The sequence below is a fragment of the Streptomyces yunnanensis genome, from assembly GCF_029011865.1.
In the GTDB taxonomy this organism is placed as follows: domain Bacteria; phylum Actinomycetota; class Actinomycetes; order Streptomycetales; family Streptomycetaceae; genus Streptomyces; species Streptomyces yunnanensis.
The window spans coordinates 5,696,967-5,714,154 of sequence record NZ_CP095749.1 but is presented as its reverse complement, the minus strand read 5'-3'; the positions used below and the strand labels follow the sequence as shown (position 1 = coordinate 5,714,154).

Sequence of the window (17,188 nt, the reverse complement as noted above, 5' to 3'; positions counted from 1 at the left end):
AGAAACCGCCGCGCCCCGGCCCCGGGACGCCTACAACAACCCGTCCCACATCTGTTCCAGCAGCACCGACCACCAGGTCTCCGGCGACCCCAGCGCCGGCGGGTCCAACGCCACCAGCTGCGCCTGGAAGTCCACCGTCCAGCGGCCGGCCTGCTCGGGCGTCAGTCCGTACCGCAGGCGCCACATCCGCCCCAGCATCGCCAGGCACCGCACGAACTCCGGCAGCCCGGTGTTCACGAACTGCGGCGCGACGGCCTGCCCACCGGGCCCCCCGTCCAACGGGACGGCCACGATGTTGGCGGTCCCGTACTGGACGCACAGCTGACGGCCGAAGTCGTTGCCCATCACCAGATACGAACCCGCGTCCGGCGCCGGCTGCACCCGCCGCTCCGCCGCCAGCTCCGCCAGCGTCGGCACCGGACGCCCCGGCTGCGCCTGCGCCCAGAAGAACGGCCCGAAGTCGACCGGCAGTCCGGCCCACACCAGCGTCTGCGCGACGACGTCCGGCACGCCCTGCCGGGAGACCGCCCGCTGGTCGAAGCGGAAGATCCCCTGCGGCCCGAACGCCTGCTCCAGCTCCTGCCCGATCGCCTGCGGCGGCACCGGGGGCACCGGCTGCACCTGCGAGGGGTGCGGCAGCGGCGCCCGCACCGGCGCGGGCCGCGCCGGCCCGTCGGCGACCTGGTGCAACTCGCCCTGATGCTCGATCAGATGACGTACGCCCTGCTGGCGCGACGCATGGTCCCTGCCGTACGCGGCGGTGTGGCTGATCCGCACCTGCGGCCAGGTCTCCCGGACCATCCGGGCGCAGTAGCCGCCGGGCAGCTCGCAGCACTCCAGCTCGGTGTGCAGCTCCACCACCTGCTGCGGCGGCACGTTCATCGCCCGCAGCTCGTGCAGCAGTTGCCACTCCGGATGCGGGGTGCCGGGCGCCGAGCGGCGGACGATCTTCTGCTCGCTGCCGTCCGGCGCGCGGTAGCTCAGCACGGCCATGTAGCCGGGGCCCACGGTCGGCTGACCACTGGGCGCCTGCGGGTAGCCGTACGCGCCGGGGGCGCCCGGACCGCCGGGGCCCGGTACGCCGGGAGCCGGCACACCGGGCGGACCCGGCGGCGGGCCGGGCTGCGCCGGCGGGGCCATCGGCGGAGCCGGCGGCATGCCCGGACCGGCGGCCGGCGGCATGCCGGGACCACCGGGCAGCGCGGCACCGCCCGCGAGCATCGTGGCGGCGGCGTGCACCCCGCCCGTGGCACCCGCACCACCCGGCGGGGCGGGCGGCGGAGGCGGAGGCGGCCCGCCCTGGCCGCCGGGGCCGTGGCCGCCCGCGGGCGCACCGGGCCTGCCCGGCGCCCCGGGAGGCTTGGGCGCACCGAGCGGACCGGGGGGCGGCGGCGGGGGCAGGCCCGGACCGCCGGGGGCCCCGGGCCCGCCGGGACCACCGACGGCTCCGCCGGGACCGGGCGCCGCGGCCTGGAGGGCCGCACCGTCCGCGAACATCGTGGCGGCGGCGTGCACCCCGCCCGCGGCACCGGGACCCCCCGGGCCGCCGCCGGGCTGTTGCGCACCGGCCGCATCGCCGGGGTCCCCACCGGGCCCGTCCACGGCGCTCAAGTCCAGTTCGGAGGCGTCCAGTTGGGACACCAGCTGGGTCGGCACGTAACCGCCGGCCGGCGCACCGGACGCACCCGGGCCCGAGGGCGCCGGGCCGTCCCCGGGACGCGCGTCCGCCTTCTGTTCCCCCGTAGCCTCAACGGCACGGGAGGGACCCCCGTCGACGGCCGCGACCGACTCCGGGCCCGGCCGGCCGCCGTCCCGGCCCGCGCCGGGGATCCCGGGCGCGCCGGGCGGCGGCGGCACCACACCGGGCGGCGGCGGCACGTCCGCGATCGGCACCCCGGTGGGCGGCGGCAGGTCGCGCAGCCCGGCCGACGCCGCGGCCGGCGCGGGCGCCGCCGGCGGTGCGGCGGGCGGCGCGGGCGGCATCACCGGCGGCGCGGGCGGCATCGGCGGCAGCCCCATGGAGCCGCCCGCGCCCGACTGGCCGGGCACGTCGGCGACCGGCGGCGGCAGCGCGGGCGAGATCCGGGTACGCGGCAACTGGCTGCCGCCCTGGAGCAGTTCGGTCTTGGCGTCGGGCCGCACCCGCGGCGTCGCCGGGGTGTCCTCGTCGTCGGATCCGGCGAGCGGCGGCGCGAACACCGTCTGCGGCGGCGCCACCGAACGGTCCTCGCCGGCCCCGCCCGCGGTGGTGTCCGCGGCGGCCCACGGCGTGTCGTCGGCCGCACCGGAACCGGCGGCGGCGGCCGGAGCCGGATCGGGGACCGGAGCCGGATCGGCCCCGACGGGCGCCGGCCCGGCAGCGGAGTCTCCGGCGGAACCGGCCGCGGGTCCAACGGCGGGGCCTGCCGCGGAGTCAGCTGCGGACCCGCCCCTGCCGTCCGTCCCCTTGCGGCCGCCGAGCCCCATCGCGTCGGCCGCCTCCTGCAACCACTCCGGCGGCGTCAGCAGGAACGAGGTGGCCTCCAGGTCGATCCGCTGCGGCGGCTCCGCGGCCCCGTACCCGCCGTCCGCCGGCGCGCCGTACTCCTCCTCGAAACGGCGGATCACCTCGCCCACCGGCAGCCCCGGCCACAGCGTCGTCTCGCCGCTGTCGCGGGCGATCACCAGCCGGCTCCGGCCGCCCTCGCCGGCCGGTCCGCCCTCGCGGTCCTCGGCCCAGGCCACGAAGCCCAGCGCGAACTCCCGCACCCGCACCTCGCGGTGGAACTCCGACGGCGCCTCGCCGTTGACCCACTGCTCCGCGCGCTCCTGCGCCTGCGCGAACGTCACCACCGCGATCAGCCCTCCACCGGCACGGCGTAGGCGAAGCCGCCGTCCACCATCAGGTTCGCCACCGTCTCCAGCTCCGGCGGGTTGCCCGCCAGCCGCAGCAGGAAGTCGTCGAAATCCGCACCACACGGCAACATCAGCCGCTCCACCCGCTCCTGCACCGACCACCCGTCCTGATCGCGGGCGTCGTCGTACGGGCAGAACCACACCGACCCCAGCGCCTCGCCGCGCACCTTCACCGCTATCACCCCGCCCTGTACGAAGACCACGCCCAGGTAGTCCTTGGTGAAGTGATCGCGCAGGCACTTGTTCACATAGACGAGGTCGTTGACCGCGGCGTCGTCGCGCACCGTGAAGAACGGCTGGTCGACCAGGAGCCCCAGCTCCGCGTCGAGCGCCGCCCCCACCGGCGCGCATCCGCCGGCCGCCTTCAGGAACGACCGGTACGCGCCCGGCAGCCGGTAGCCCAGCGCCTCCTCGGCCTGCGCCACCTGCTCCTCGCTCACCGCCAGCTCCCGCCGCGGCAGCCCGAAGTGCACCGGGCGGGTCTCCTGCAGCGGGCGCGTCCCGCGCTTGTCGTGCGCCACCGCCGCCGTCGCCAGCCCCGCGTGGTGCCGCAGCAGCGCCTTCACCTCGACCGGGATCAGTTCCATCCGCCGGGTCCCCGCCACGTGGTGCCAGGTCCAGCCGTGCGGCGTGGCCACCGACGGCACGTCTATCCACAGCTCGTGGCCCTGCGCGTGCAGCGCCGCGTTGGCCGAGACGAAGTCCGTCAGCCGCAGCTCGTCGACGCCGAAGCCCTCCGGCGGCTCGGCGATCTCCGCCGCCGCCCGGGCGTAGGACGAGAAGTCCGGGAAACCGTCCGCGTCCATCCGCACCCCGGCCGGATACCGCGCGGCACGCACCGGATCGGGGAAATGTACGACCTGCCCGGCATAGGCCGAGTTCGGTGGCACGGGACGTCCTGCGGCATGGAGGCCGGAATGCGCCTCCAGCCCTTGCCGACCTGTCGTCATCGCGGTTGCCCCCTGGCTGAAGCTGGCTTTGGGGCACAGCCTATGCGGTGCCGCAACACCCTCCCGTCGCCCCCGCTGCCGGTCCGGCCCCCGCCCGTCCACGCCGTCCCGACCGCGCCGCGGCGCGGCACGACGGCAGCGCGCGCACGGTGCTCGTCAGCCCCACGACACTCCCGCGTCACCCCCCGCCCCGCGGCCCCCGCCGCCACCCGGGCACACGCCGCCCACCAGCCCCGTTACCGGACAACCGACGAACCGTCACACCTGCGTGACATCCCCGACAGCGCGCCCGACTACCGCAACACCCAGCACATTTGGCAATCTGACCTCCGCAACCGGGGGGATTGCAGGGAGGGAAGCACCACCATGAGCACCACCGCACACCACACGACCACCACTGGCGACCCCCGCGCCGGCGGAGACCCCCGCATCGGCTGGAGCGGCACCGCGGACGCCGACCGCGCCCCCGCTCTCCGCCACCGCCGCGACGGCATCCTTCCCACCATCGGCGCCGCCCTGTCGGTACGCGGACAAACCCTCACCTGCACGGCGAGCAAGGCGGAACAGCCCCCCGCCCTCCACCCGCTGGTCCAGGACTTCCTGGACACCCTGCCCACCGCGCAGCGCGACCGCTTCACCGGCCGATGTCCCGAAGCGGTCCTGCTCTCCCGGCACCTCACCGCGGTCGAGGCCAACCGCGGCAAGCGCGCCTCCCGCAAACCCCTCACCAACGGCGAAGCCCGCCGCTCCCTGAAACACTCCAAGATCACCGCACGCCACATCCGCGAGGACGGCGACCCCCAGCACGGCAGCTACGCACCGCCCTGCCGCTCCTGCGACGCCCTCCTCGCCCACTTCGGCGTCATGCCCATCGGGGCGACGACGCCCCAAGGGAGCTGATCGCCACCATGCCGACCACCCCCGCCCACGACGGGCCCGGATCCACCCGCTTCCCCGCAGCCGTCGACATCGCCCTGCACGACGCCGGCTGGCAACCGGGCCGCTGGGACATACAGCAGGCCGAGCACTGGGCCGACACCCTCCGCACCCACGCCTCCCCAGCCGGCCACCGCCACACGGTCTTCCCCGCCGCCGTCGAAGCCTGGGCCGAATTCGGCGGCCTGCGGATCGCCGGCCCCGGCCCCGGCCGGCACATCGCCCCCACGCCGTTCGTCATCGACCCGCTCCTCGGCCTGCACCTCGCCCGCACCCTCGGCGACCTCGGCCGCGCGCTGGACACCGAGATCGCCCCCCTCGGCCAGGAGCAGCTCCCCGACACCAAGGCCACCCGGGGCACCACCCACCCCCAGGCCACGCTCGCCATCGACACCGAGGGCAGGGTCTACAGCCTCGACCACACCGGCGACTGGTACCTCGGCCCCGACCTCGACCAGGCGCTCGGCACCCTCGTCCTGGGCATCCGCCCGAGCCGCCTCACCGTCTCCGCCGACTGACGCGACGCGCGACGCCGCGGCACCGGCCTCAGGCCGCGGCCGCCACCGGCACCACCGCGGACACCCGGAAGCCCCCCGCGTCCGTCGGCCCGGAGACGAACGCGCCGCCCAGCGCGGTGACCCGCTCCCGCATCCCCAGCAGGCCGTTCCCGCCGCTCGGCAGCCCGGCGTCGGTCGCCCCGCGCTCCGACGGGCCGTTCTCCACCTGCACCGCCACCTCGCCGACCCGGAGCGCCAGCCGCACCCGCGCCCGGGCCCCCGGCGCGTGCTTGTGCACGTTGGTCAGCGCCTCCTGCACGACCCGGTAGACGGCCTGCTCGACCCGCGCCGCATAGCGCGGCCCGGCGTCGTCCGCCGTGACCGACTCCCCCTCGTCGCCCTGCACCGAGAGTTCCACCGCCATCCCGGCGGCCCGGGACTGCTCGACCAGTTCGCCCAGTTCCACCAGCCACGGCCCTTCCCCCGCGGGCTCCGCGGCGTCCGCCGGCGCACCGGCCGGCCCCGCTCCCGCGGCCGACTCCGCCGACGCCGGCGCGGCGCTCCCGGCCGCCTGCCGCGACACCCGCGAGGCCACCGCCGCCAACCGCTCCGGCTCGTCCGAACCCGCCGGCCCGCGCCCCACCGCGCCCTCCGCGGTGCGCAGCACCCCGAGCATCTCCCGCAGCTCGGTCAGCGCCTGCCGCCCCATGTCCCCCACCAGGGCGGCGTTCCGCGACGCCTTCTCCGGGTCCTTCAACGCCACCGCCTGCAACGCCGCGGCATGCACCACCATCAGGCTCACCCGGTGGGCGACCACGTCGTGCATCTCCCGTGCGATCCGGGTCCGCTCCTCGTTACGGGCCCACTCCGCCCGTTCCTCGGCCCGGTCCGCCAGCAACGACAGCTCCCGCTCCAGGCCGTCCGCCCGCTCCCGCAGGCTCTCCACCAGTCGCCGCCGCGCGCCGACGTACAGGCCCCACAGCACCGGCGGGGCGGTCAGCACCAGCCCGACCGCCAGCGCCATCACGACCACGAACCACGCCGGTGGATGGAACTCCGGCTGCACCGTGACGTCCTGGCGCATGCTGAAGAACGTCGACACCACCGTGCCGGCCGCCGTCATCCCGGCCAGCAGCCCGATGATCCGTCGCGGCACGTGCGACGCCGCGAGGGTGTAGAGGCCGACGATGCTCAGCAGCGCGCCCATCTCCGCGGGGATCACCGCGATCGACGTGAGCACCACCACGACCGGCCAGCGGCGGCGCACCAGCAGCACCGGCCCGGCCACCAGGCCGAGCAGCACCCCGACGGCCACCGGCATCCCGGAGGTGTGCGCGAAGGGGATCCCCTCCGCCATGCACTCGACCGTGGACGCCAGCGCCAGCAGCACGTCCAACACCGCGCTGCGCCGCCGCGCCCACCACCAGGGACCGCCCCCCGGCCCGCCTCGTGCGGTCACGTTCTCACTTGCCCCCGTTGCGGTCATACCGACCAGCGTACGGGCGCCGGCCTGGCTTTCCCGGGCCCGCTCCCGGCCCGCCTCCGGCCCGTCACCGACCCTCACCATCCGTCATCGCGGGGGCCGTGGAATCTCCCGCGCCGACGGCCCGTCGACCGTTGCGCGGCCCGAGATTCGCGCGGTGATGATCCATACCGTCGCATCGAAGGCGGGTGGTACGGCATAGTGTTGGGTGTCGAGCGGCCAGCCTGACGGAATGTCCGGTTTGGCTGTCTTTACACTCCCCTGTGGTGTAATCGGCAGCACTGAGGTTTTTGGTACCTTAAGTCCGGGTTCGAGTCCTGGCGGGGGAGCGCAGCACTGCACGGGTCCTGACCAGCCGGTCGGGACCCGCCCTCGTTTCCTCCGTAAAACGCCCCGGTATCCTTCGGATGACCACCACCCGAAGTAGCCAAGAAGCCGAAGGGCATCCCGTGAGCGCCAACCGCCCGGCCGCCGTCGTCGTTCTCGCAGCGGGTGAGGGAACCCGCATGAAGTCGACGACCCCCAAGGTCCTGCACGCGATCTGCGGCCGATCCCTCGTCGGCCACGTCGTCGCCGCATCCCGTGAGCTGGACCCCGAGCACCTCGTCGTGGTCGTCGGCCACGCCCGCGAGCAGGTGCGGGAACACCTCGCCGCCATCGACCCCACCGCACGCACCGCCGTGCAGTACGAGCAGAACGGCACCGGCCACGCCGTCCGCACCGCGCTGGAGGAGCTGAGCGGCGACGGCATCACGCTGGACGGCACCGTCGTCGTGGTGTGCGGCGACACCCCGCTGCTGACCGGCGAGACGCTGCGCAGGCTCAGCGAGACGCACGCCGCGGACGGCAACGCCGTGACCGTGCTGTCGGCCGAGGTGCCGGACGCGACGGGCTACGGGCGGATCGTGCGGGACCCGGCGTCCGGCGCGGTGACCGAGATCGTCGAGCACAAGGACGCGACCGAGGACCAGCGGGCGATCCGGGAGATCAACTCCGGGGTGTTCGCGTTCGACGCGCGCCTGCTGGTCGACGCGCTGGGCAAGGTGCGCACGGACAACAGCCAGGGCGAGGAGTACCTGACGGACGTGCTGGGCATCGTGCGCGAGGCCGGACACCGGGTGGGGGCCGCGGTGGCGGCCGACCACCGGGAGATCCTCGGGATCAACAACCGCGTGCAACTGGCCCAGGCGCGGCGACTGCTGAACGCGCGGCTGCTGGAGCAGGCGATGCTGGCCGGCGTGACGGTCGTCGATCCGGCCTCCACGTGGGTCGACGTGTCGGTGACGTTCGAGCAGGACGCGACGGTGCACCCGGGGACCCAGCTGCTGGGCTCCACGCATCTGGCGTCGGGCGCCGAGGTGGGGCCGCAGTCCCGGCTCAAGGACACGGCCGTGGGCGCCGGGGCGACGGTGTCGTTCACGGTGGCGGACGGCGCGGAGGTCGGGCCGGAGGCGACGGTGGGCCCGTACGCGTATCTGCGTCCGGGCGCGGTCCTGGGGCGCAAGTCGAAGGCCGGCACGTTCGTCGAGATGAAGAACTCGCAGATCGGCGAGGGCACCAAGGTGCCGCACCTGTCGTACGTCGGGGATGCGACGATCGGCGAGTACACCAACATCGGTGCGGCGAGCGTGTTCGTGAACTACGACGGCGAGGCCAAGCACCACACGACGGTCGGTTCGCACTGCAAGACGGGCTCGGACAACATGTTCGTGGCGCCCGTCACGATCGGGGACGGCGCGTACACCGCGGCCGGTTCGGTCATCACCAAGGATGTGCCCCCGGGTTCGCTGGCGGTCGCGCGTGGCCAGCAGCGCAACATCGAGGGCTGGGTCGCGCGCAAGCGGCCCGGGAGCGCCGCCGCGCAGGCCGCTTCGTCCGCTCGTCAGGAATCGGAGTCGGGTCAGGGGTCTGACCGGAAGCCCGAGGGCGAGCGGTGACTGTGCCGACGGGTACGCCGTGCGGGGCGTACCGTGATGAGCGCACGCAAACTGTGATGCAAGGAGATTTGCTGTGACCGGGATCAAGACGACCGGCGAGAAGAAGCTGATGCTCTTCTCCGGCCGCGCCCACCCCGAGCTTGCCGAGGAGGTCGCGCACCAGCTGGGTGTGGGCCTGGTCCCGACGAAGGCTTTCGACTTCGCCAACGGCGAGATCTATGTCCGCTACCAGGAGTCGGCGCGCGGCGCGGACTGCTTCCTGATCCAGAGCCACACGGCTCCGATCAACAAGTGGATCATGGAACAGCTGATCATGATCGATGCGCTGAAGCGGGCCTCGGCCCGGAGCATCACCGTGGTCGTGCCGTTCTACGGGTACGCGCGCCAGGACAAGAAGCACCGTGGCCGCGAGCCGATCTCGGCGCGGCTGATCGCGGACCTGATGAAGACCGCGGGCGCGGACCGCATCGTCACCGTGGACCTGCACACGGACCAGATCATGGGCTTCTTCGACGGCCCGGTGGACCACCTCTTCGCGCTGCCGGTGCTGGCGGACTACGTCGGCGCGAAGGTGGACCGCGACAAGCTGACGGTGGTTTCGCCGGACGCGGGTCGGGTGCGGGTGGCGGACCGCTGGTGCGACCGGCTGGGTGCGCCGCTGGCGATCGTCCACAAGCGCCGGGACAAGGACGTGGCGAACCAGGTCACCGTCCACGAGGTCGTCGGTGACGTCAAGGGCCGGGTCTGCGTCCTGGTCGACGACATGATCGACACCGGTGGCACGATCTGCGCGGCGGCCGAGGCGCTGTACGCCAACGGCGCGGCCGACGTGATCGTGACGGCGACGCACGGCGTGCTGTCCGGCCCGGCCGCGGACCGGCTGAAGAACTCCAAGGTCAGCGAGTTCGTGTTCACCAACACGCTGCCGACGCCTTCGGAGCTGGAGCTGGACAAGATCACGGTGCTGTCGATGGCGCCGACGGTCGCGCGGGCGATCCGCGAGGTGTTCGAGGACGGCTCGGTGACGAGCCTGTTCGACGAGCAGTGAGCCGGCGGCCGGCGGTGGCCGGCTAGATCGACTTTGGGGCGGCCTTCCCGGCCGGGTAGACTCATCGAGTTGCTCGGCGAGGGAGGCCGCCTTCTCATGGCGGTGGTCCGTTATCGACGCGCTCTTCGTAGCAGGTCTGTCGTGGGCCGGGTGACGCCCCGCAGAGATTTCTTCCAGATACGAGGAGTGCGACATGGCCGAGATCAAGCTCGCCGCTGAGGCCCGGAACGACTTCGGTAAGGGCGCCGCGCGCCGCCTGCGCCGCGAGGCGAAGATCCCCGCGGTCATCTACGGCCACGGTGCGGAGCCGAAGCACGTGGCGGTCGACAGCCACGCGCTGATGATGGCCCTGAAGACCCCGAACGCGCTGATCCGCCTTGAGGGCGAGGGCACCGACGAGCTGGTGATCCCGAAGGCCGTGCAGCGCGAGGCGATCCGTCGCTTCCTGGTCCACGTCGACTTCCTGGCCGTCAAGAAGGGCGAGAAGGTCAGCGTCGAGCTGCCGCTCCAGACCGAGGGCGAGCTGGCCCCCGGCGGCAACCTGCTGGAGCACCTGCTCAACACCCTGCCGGTCGAGGCCGAGGCGACCCACATCCCCGAGTCCGTCACCGTGTCGATCGCGGGCCTGGACGCCGGTCACACCGTGCTCGCCAAGGACATCGAGCTGCCGGCCGGCGCGTCGCTGACCGTCGAGGGCGACACCCCGGTGCTGCAGGTCGTCGCCGCGCAGGCGGAGGCCCCGGCCGAGGCCCCCGAGGCCGAGGGCGCCGAGGGCTGAGCCCTCTCGCGGTAGTTTCTTCCCAACCGCTGTCGCGGCGCCGGGCGGCGTCGGGGCGGCGGTTGGGTCGTTTTTGAGGAGACGTGGACATGACCGATGCGGCGAGCCCCTGGCTCATCGTGGGGCTCGGCAATCCGGGCCCGGAGTACGCGGGCAACCGCCACAACGTGGGGTTCATGGTGGCGGATCTGCTGGCGGAGCGGATGGGGGGCCGTTTCAAGGCCCACAAGGCGCGGGCCCAGGTGGTGGAGGGGCGCATCGGTCCGCCGGGCCCGTCGAACCGTCGGGTGGTGGTGGCCAAGCCGTCGTCGTTCATGAACGTGTCGGGCGGGCCGACGACCGCGCTGCGGGACTTCTTCAAGGTGCCGGTGGCCAACATCGTCGTGGTGCATGACGAGTTGGACATCGACTACGGCGCGCTGCGGTTGAAGCTGGGCGGCGGCGACAACGGGCACAACGGACTGAAGTCGATCACGAAGTCGCTGGGCGCGGAGTACCACCGGGTGCGGTTCGGGATCGGCCGGCCGCCGGGGCGGATGCAGGTGGCGGACTTCGTGTTGAAGGACTTCTCGTCGACCGAGCGCAAGGAGCTCGGGTACTTCGTGGACCGGGCGGCGGACGCGGTGGAGGCGTTGGTCCTGGAGGGTCTGGAGCGGGCGCAGAGCACCTACAACTCGTGAGTGGCGCCCCGACGTACGACGGCGGGCCCGTCCGGAGGTTTCTCCGGGCGGGCCCGCCGTCGTACGGGGCGGGGGCGGTCAGCCGGTGTTGCGGAGGCCGGCGGCGACGCCGTTGACGGTGAGGAGGAGGGCGCGGGAGAGCAGCGGGTCGGGCTGCTCCTCGGCCGCGGCGGCGTCGCGCTGGCGCTTGAGGAGGGTGACCTGGAGGTAGGAGATCGGGTCCAGGTAGGCGTCGCGGACGTGGAAGGTCTGCTTGAGCACCGGGTTGGAGTCGAGGAGTTCGGCCTCGCCGGTGATGCGCAGCACCTCGGCGACGGTCAGCTCGTGCTCGGCCTTGATGACGTCGAAGACGTGCCGGAGCTCGTCCGGGACGAGGGTGTCGACGTAGTGCTGGGCGATCCGCAGGTCGGTCTTGGCCAGCGTCATCTCGACGTTGGACAGGAAGTTGCGGAAGAAGTGCCAGTGCTCGTGCATCTCGTCGAGGACGGTGTCCAGGCCGGCCTCGCGGGCGGCCTTGAGGCCGGTGCCGACGCCGAACCAGCCGGGGACGATCTGCCGGGACTGGGTCCAGCCGAAGACCCACGGGATGGCGCGGAGGCCGTCGAGGCCGGCGCCGGAGTCGGGGCGGCGGGACGGGCGGGAGCCGAGGTGGAGTTCGGCGAGCTGGTCGACGGGGGTGGAGGCGAAGAAGTAGGCGGGCAGGTCGGGGTCTTCGACGAGCCGGCGGTAGGCGCCGTGGGCGGCTTCGGAGACGGTCTCCATCGCGGCGTCCCAGCGGGCCAGGGCCTCGTCGGACTGGCGGGGGGCGGTGTGCAGCGCGGACGCCTGGAGGGTCGCGGCGACCGTCAGCTCCAGGTTCTCCCGGGCGAGCGACGGCACGAGGTACTTGTCGGAGATGACCTCGCCCTGCTCGGTGACCTTGATCTCGCCTTCGAGGGTGCCGTAGGGCTGGGCGAGGATCGCGTCGTGGGAGGGGCCGCCGCCGCGGCCGACGGTGCCGCCGCGGCCGTGGAAGAGCCGCAGCCGGACGCCGTGCCGGTGGGCGACGTCGCGGAGCAGGCGCTGGGCGCGGTGGATCTCCCACTGGCTGGTGGTGATGCCGCCGAACTTGGAGGAGTCGGAGTAGCCGAGCATGACCTCCTGGACGTCGCCGCGCAGGGCGACCAGGCGGCGGTAGGAGGGGTCGGAGAGCATGTCGTCGAGGAGCTGGTCGGCGATCTTCAGCTCGTCGGTGGTCTCCAGCAGCGGGACGATGCCGATCTTGGCCCAGCCGGCGTGCAGGTCGATCAGGCCGGCCTCGCGGGCGAGGACGGCGGCGGCGAAGACGTCGTCGGAGCCCTGGCACATCGAGATGATGTAGGACTCGATGACCTCGGGGCCGAAGGTCTTCTTGGCCTGGCGGATGGTGCGGAAGACGCCGAGGGTCTTGGCGCCGGCCTCGTCGAGGGGCGCCGGGGTGGGGGCGAGCGGCCGGCGGGAGCGGAGCTCCTTGGCGAGGAGCTTGCGGCGGTAGTCGCGCGGCATGTCCACGTAGCGCCAGGACTCCTCGCCGAGGCGGTCGAAGAGCTGGCCGAGGGCGTGGTGGTGGGCGTCGGCGTGCTCGCGGACGTCCATGGTGGCGAGCTGGAGGCCGAACGCGCCGATGGTGCGCAGGGTGCGCTCCAGGCGGCCGTCGGCGATCAGGCCGCCGCGGTGGGCGCGCAGCGAGGTCTGGATCAGGGTGAGGTCGTCGAGGAGTTCGCTGGTGCCGAGGTAGTCGCGGCCGGGCACGTGGGGGGTGTCGCTGGCCAGCCGCTCGCGGGTGTTGAGGAGCTTCTGGCGGATGCAGGTGGCCTTGAGGCGGTAGGGCTCTTCGCTGTTGAGGCGCTTGTAGCGGGGGCTGATCTCGGGGAGGAGGTCGAGGTCCCGCTGGAGGGAGGTCAGGAGTTCGTCGGTGGCGCCGCAGTTGCGGATGGAGTTGGAGAGGGCGCCGCGGAGTTCGTCGACGTGCTCCAGGGCGTCGGTGATGCCGTGCTCGTGCTGGAGGATCAGCACGTCCCAGGTGACCTGGGGGGTGACGTTGGGGTTGCCGTCGCGGTCGCCGCCGATCCAGGTGCCGAAGGTCAGCGGGCGGGTACCGGCGGGCAGCTCGGTGCCGGCGCGGGCGAGTTCGGCGGCGAGGTCCTCCAGGACGTCGCCGACCGCGCCGCGGCCGAGCTCGTCGAGGTAGTAGATGGCGTTCCGGGCCTCGTCGGTGGGCTCGGGGCGGGCCACCCGCAGCTCGTCGGTCTGCCAGATGAGGTCGATGTTCTCGGCGAGGCGGAGATCCACCCGGCGGCGGTCGGCGGCGTCGATGCGGTCCAGCAGCTCGGCGATCTTGCGGAGCTTGGTGAGGACGGAGCGGCGGGCGGCCTCGGTGGGGTGGGCGGTGAAGACCGGGCGGACGCCGAGGTTGCGGGCGGTCTCCCGCAGGTGCTCGGGGTCGGCGTCCTTGAGCATGTCGGCGGTGCGGGCGAGGATGCTGCCCTCGGCGGCGCGCCGGGCGCGGAGCTCGCGACCGCGGTGGACCTGCTCGGTGACGTTGGCCAGGTGGAAGTAGGTGGAGAAGGCGCGAACCAGCTTGGCGGCGGTGGCCAGGTCGGTCTCGCCGAGGAGCCGGGCAGCGGCCTCGCCGTCGGTGCGGGTCAGGGCGCGGACCTGTTCGACGAGGTCGAGGAGGTCCTGACCTTCCTGCCGGACGAGGGTCTCGCCGAGGAGGTCGCCGAGGCGGCGGATGTCGGCGCGCAGGGCACCGTTGTCACCCTTGGTGCCCTGGGGAGTTCCGGGGGTGGCGAGCTCGGCGGGGGTGTTGTCGGCACTGCTCACAGGTGCGGCTCCTTGCAGGGATGGTGCAGTCATTGAGCACGTCTGGGCGGGTGGCGGACCGCGCTGTCCGACGTCCCCAGGATAGGTCTCCCCGTCCAGGGGGAATCACACCGTCCGCAGGGTGGGCACCCGGCCCGGGACGACCGGGGCGGGGCCTGTCACGGCCTTGCTCGGAGCGGCGTCGCTGCCATACTTACGAGACCGTAGGTTACGGTCCCGTAGGCCGTAGCCGTGCCCCCGAGCCCCCGACGAGGGACACCACATGACCGCTGGTCCGAAAGCCGTGGAAGAGTCACCCATGCCGCTCGACACTCCCGCCGGTTCTTCTGCCGCCTCCGCCCTGCCGTCCGCGACGCTGGGCGGCGAGCAGCGCAGATCGCTGGAACAGATCACCCTGCTGTTGTTCATCACCGTGCCGTTCCTGGCCCTGGTCGCCGCGGTGCCGCTGGCCTGGGGCTGGGGCGTGAGCTGGCTGGACCTCGGGCTGATGACCGCGATGTACTACATCGGTTGTCACGGCATCACCATCGGCTTCCACCGTTACTTCACGCACGGCGCCTTCAAGGCGAGGCGCCCGCTGCGGATCGCGCTGGCGATCATGGGGTCGATGGCGGTGGAGGGGCCGCTGGTCCGCTGGGTCGCCGATCACCGCAAGCATCACAAGTTCTCCGACGCGGAGGGTGATCCGCACTCGCCGTGGCGGTACGGCGAGACGGTCCCGGCCCTGATGAAGGGCCTGTGGTGGGCACACGTCGGCTGGATGTTCGACGAGGAGCAGACGCCGCAGCACAAGTACGCACCGGATCTGATCAAGGACCCGGCGATCCGCACGGTCTCCCGCCAGTTCGTCCTGTGGACGACGGTGTCGCTGCTGATCCCGCCGCTGGTCGGCGGGCTGGTGACATGGTCCTGGCAGGGCGCGCTGACCGCGTTCTTCTGGGGTTCCCTGGTCCGGGTGGCGCTGCTGCACCACGTCACGTGGTCGATCAACTCCATCTGCCACGCGGTCGGCAAGCGCCCCTTCAAGTCCCGCGACCGCTCCGGCAACGTCTGGTGGCTCGCGGTCCTGTCCTGCGGCGAGTCCTGGCACAACCTGCACCACGCCGACCCGACCTGCGCCCGGCACGGCGTGCTGAAGGGGCAGCTGGACTCCAGCGCCCGGCTGATCCGCTGGTGCGAGCTGGCGGGATGGGCGTACGACGTGCGGTGGCCCAGCGCGGCCCGGCTCGACGCCCGCCGCAAGGACGACGCCCGGGGCGAGGAGAGGGCCCCGCTGGGGGCATGATTGACGAGTGGCGATCGACAGCAGTGCGAACAACGGCAGCAAGGGAAAGTCCTCCGCGTCCTCAAGAAACGCTGCCTCCGGATCCGCGTCCTCGGGGGGCCGGCGGGCCCGGCGGGTGCGGATGACCGGCGCGGAGCGCCGTGAGCAGTTGCTGGACATCGGCCGCACGCTCTTCGCCGAGCGCGGCTACGAGGGCACGTCGGTGGAGGAGATCGCGGCGAAGGCCGGGGTCTCCAAGCCGGTGGTCTACGAGCACTTCGGCGGCAAGGAGGGGCTGTACGCGGTGGTCGTGGACCGCGAGATGCGGCAGCTGCTGGACATGGTGACCGGCGCGCTGACCGCGGGGCATCCGCGGGAGCTCCTCGAACAGGCGGCGTTCGCGCTGCTCGACTACATCGAGACGTTCACCGACGGCTTCCGGATCCTCGTCCGCGACTCCCCCGTCGCCCAGTCGACGGGCACCTTCGCGTCGCTGATCAGCGATATCGCCACGCAGGTCGAGGACATCCTGGGCCTGGAGTTCAAGGCCCGCGGCTTCGATCCGAAGCTGGCGCCGCTGTACGCGCAGGCCCTGGTCGGCATGGTGGCCCTGACCGGCCAGTGGTGGGTCGACACCCGCAAGCCGAAGAAGGCGGAGGTGGCGGCGCACCTGGTGAACCTGGCGTGGCACGGGCTGGGGAATCTGGAGCCCAAGCCGCGGTTGATAGGGCACCGCAAGAACTGAGGTCGCCCCGTCGAGGGGCCGCGCCGCACGGCGCGCAGGGCACGCGCAGATCCGCGCCGGCCTCGAACCAGCAGCCTTCTCCTGCCTCCCCAGGCCGGCGGCGAGCTGGATGTGGTCGAGGCCGGTGCTCATTGCGGAGCGTCCGGTCAGTGGGTGGTCTTCTGGGCTACGACGAAGATGCGGCGGAACGGGAAGACCGTGCCGTGGCGGCCGGTCGGGTAGGCGCGGCGCAGGGCGTCGCGGTATTCGGCGAGGAAGGCGTCGCGGGCCTCCGGATCGTCTTCGAGGGCGGTGAGGACGGGGCGGAGGGCCGTGCCCTTGACCCAGTCGAGGACCGGGTCGTCGCCCTGGAGCAGTTGGACGTAGGTGGTCTCCCACACGTCGGTGGAGCAGCCGAGGTCGGTCAGGCGCTGTAGGTAGTCGGCGGGGTCGAGGATGTGGACGAAGCGGCGGCCGTGCCGGTCCAGCCGGTCGCGCCACTGGGGCGCGTCGCACAGTTCGCCCAGGAGGGCGTGGCTGGGCGAGGTGAAGTTGCCCGGGACCTGGAAGGCGAAGGTGCCGCCGGGGGTGAGGGCGTCGATCCAGCGGGCGAAGGAATCAGGGTGGTTGGGGACCCATTGCAGGGCCGCGTTGGAGACGATCAGGTCGTAGGGCTCTTCGGGGGTCCAGGTGGCGGCGTCGGCGGGGGCGAAGTCGAGGTGGCCGCCGCCGGGGGTCGGGCCGGCGTGGGACTCGGCTTCCTTGAGCATTTCGGGAGAGTTGTCGAAGCCGGTGATGTGCGCGTCCGGCCAGCGGTCGGCGAGTTGGACGGTGACATTGCCGGGGCCGCAGCCGAGATCGGCGATCCGGGCGGGGCGGCCGGGGCGGGGAAGTTGTGGTATCCGGGCGAGGAGGTCGTGGAAGGGCCGGGTGCGGTGACCGGAGTGGTGGAGATACTGCTGCGGATCCCAGGTCGGTACGTCGTGCATGTTCGATAACCCCTTTGCTCGTACAGGGCCGGCACGGGTTTGCGGTGCATCGATCCGAACGCCGTTCGATCGAGTTCTGGCCATCTCGGATGGATTCCGAGCTCGCGGCCACGATGCCCAGTAGTCCAGCAAAATATATCTCGACGTCGAGATACTTGTCATC

General features: G+C 72.8%; 13 protein-coding genes and 1 tRNA gene. 9 read left to right on the top strand and 5 right to left on the bottom strand.

Annotation, left to right across the window (positions count from 1 at the left end):
• Positions 1–30 precede the first annotated feature (30 nt).
• The gene (locus MOV08_RS25015; protein WP_275308890.1) at positions 31–2,832 is read right to left on the bottom strand and encodes an SUKH-4 family immunity protein; all 2,802 of its coding nucleotides are present in this window, start codon (positions 2,830–2,832) and stop codon (positions 31–33) included.
• A 5-nt stretch (positions 2,833–2,837) separates the two neighbouring features.
• A complete protein-coding gene (locus MOV08_RS25010; protein ID WP_067350612.1) occupies positions 2,838–3,845 on the bottom strand; it encodes an HNH endonuclease in 1,008 nt (335 codons plus the stop codon).
• A gap of 366 nt (positions 3,846–4,211) precedes the next feature.
• Between MOV08_RS25010 and MOV08_RS25005 the strand changes: the two genes are divergently transcribed.
• Together MOV08_RS25005 and MOV08_RS25000 are read left to right on the top strand one after the other, a co-directional pair.
• Positions 4,212–4,745: a YwqJ-related putative deaminase gene (locus tag MOV08_RS25005; RefSeq protein WP_039635748.1), complete on the top strand. Its 534-nt coding sequence runs from the start codon at positions 4,212–4,214 to the stop codon at positions 4,743–4,745.
• Positions 4,746–4,753: 8 nt separating this feature from the next.
• Entirely contained in the window at positions 4,754–5,299 is a 546-nt protein-coding gene (locus MOV08_RS25000) for an SUKH-3 domain-containing protein (RefSeq protein ID WP_039635746.1), read from the top strand.
• 28 nt (positions 5,300–5,327) lie between these two features.
• On the opposite strand, the gene MOV08_RS24995 is transcribed toward MOV08_RS25000, so the two are convergent.
• On the bottom strand, positions 5,328–6,764 hold the full coding sequence (locus MOV08_RS24995) for a sensor histidine kinase (RefSeq protein WP_275308889.1): 1,437 nt from the start codon (positions 6,762–6,764) through the stop codon (positions 5,328–5,330).
• 254 nt (positions 6,765–7,018) lie between these two features.
• Here MOV08_RS24995 and MOV08_RS24990 point away from each other — a divergent pair.
• The 5 genes from MOV08_RS24990 to pth all read left to right on the top strand — a co-directional run bounded on the left by MOV08_RS24990 (position 7,019) and on the right by pth (position 11,204).
• Positions 7,019–7,090 (top strand) — tRNA-Gln (locus tag MOV08_RS24990).
• A gap of 120 nt (positions 7,091–7,210) precedes the next feature.
• On the top strand, positions 7,211–8,698 hold the full coding sequence (gene glmU / locus MOV08_RS24985) for a bifunctional UDP-N-acetylglucosamine diphosphorylase/glucosamine-1-phosphate N-acetyltransferase GlmU (RefSeq protein WP_078875874.1): 1,488 nt from the start codon (positions 7,211–7,213) through the stop codon (positions 8,696–8,698).
• A gap of 73 nt (positions 8,699–8,771) precedes the next feature.
• Positions 8,772–9,746, top strand: a complete 975-nt coding sequence (locus MOV08_RS24980; protein WP_039635741.1) for a ribose-phosphate diphosphokinase — start codon at positions 8,772–8,774, stop codon at positions 9,744–9,746.
• Between the two features lie 193 nt (positions 9,747–9,939).
• Positions 9,940–10,524 (top strand): 50S ribosomal protein L25/general stress protein Ctc, encoded by a 585-nt coding sequence (locus tag MOV08_RS24975; protein WP_275308888.1) that lies wholly within the window; start codon positions 9,940–9,942, stop codon positions 10,522–10,524.
• A gap of 89 nt (positions 10,525–10,613) precedes the next feature.
• The gene (gene pth / locus MOV08_RS24970; protein ID WP_275308887.1) at positions 10,614–11,204 is read left to right on the top strand and encodes an aminoacyl-tRNA hydrolase; all 591 of its coding nucleotides are present in this window, start codon (positions 10,614–10,616) and stop codon (positions 11,202–11,204) included.
• 78 nt (positions 11,205–11,282) lie between these two features.
• Here the strand turns inward: pth and ppc are convergent, their stop codons facing one another.
• Positions 11,283–14,048 carry a phosphoenolpyruvate carboxylase gene (gene ppc, locus MOV08_RS24965; RefSeq protein WP_275308886.1) on the bottom strand — a complete coding sequence of 922 codons (2,766 nt, stop codon included), beginning with the start codon at positions 14,046–14,048 and terminating at the stop codon, positions 11,283–11,285.
• Positions 14,049–14,310: 262 nt separating this feature from the next.
• Between ppc and MOV08_RS24960 the strand changes: the two genes are divergently transcribed.
• Positions 14,311–15,333 (top strand): acyl-CoA desaturase, encoded by a 1,023-nt coding sequence (locus MOV08_RS24960; RefSeq protein ID WP_078875873.1) that lies wholly within the window; start codon positions 14,311–14,313, stop codon positions 15,331–15,333.
• Between the two features lie 121 nt (positions 15,334–15,454).
• Positions 15,455–16,057, top strand: a complete 603-nt coding sequence (locus MOV08_RS24955) for a TetR/AcrR family transcriptional regulator (RefSeq protein WP_239010383.1) — start codon at positions 15,455–15,457, stop codon at positions 16,055–16,057.
• Positions 16,058–16,203: 146 nt separating this feature from the next.
• Here the strand turns inward: MOV08_RS24955 and MOV08_RS24950 are convergent, their stop codons facing one another.
• The gene (locus tag MOV08_RS24950) at positions 16,204–17,025 is read right to left on the bottom strand and encodes a trans-aconitate 2-methyltransferase (RefSeq protein ID WP_039635729.1); all 822 of its coding nucleotides are present in this window, start codon (positions 17,023–17,025) and stop codon (positions 16,204–16,206) included.
• Positions 17,026–17,188 lie beyond the last annotated feature (163 nt).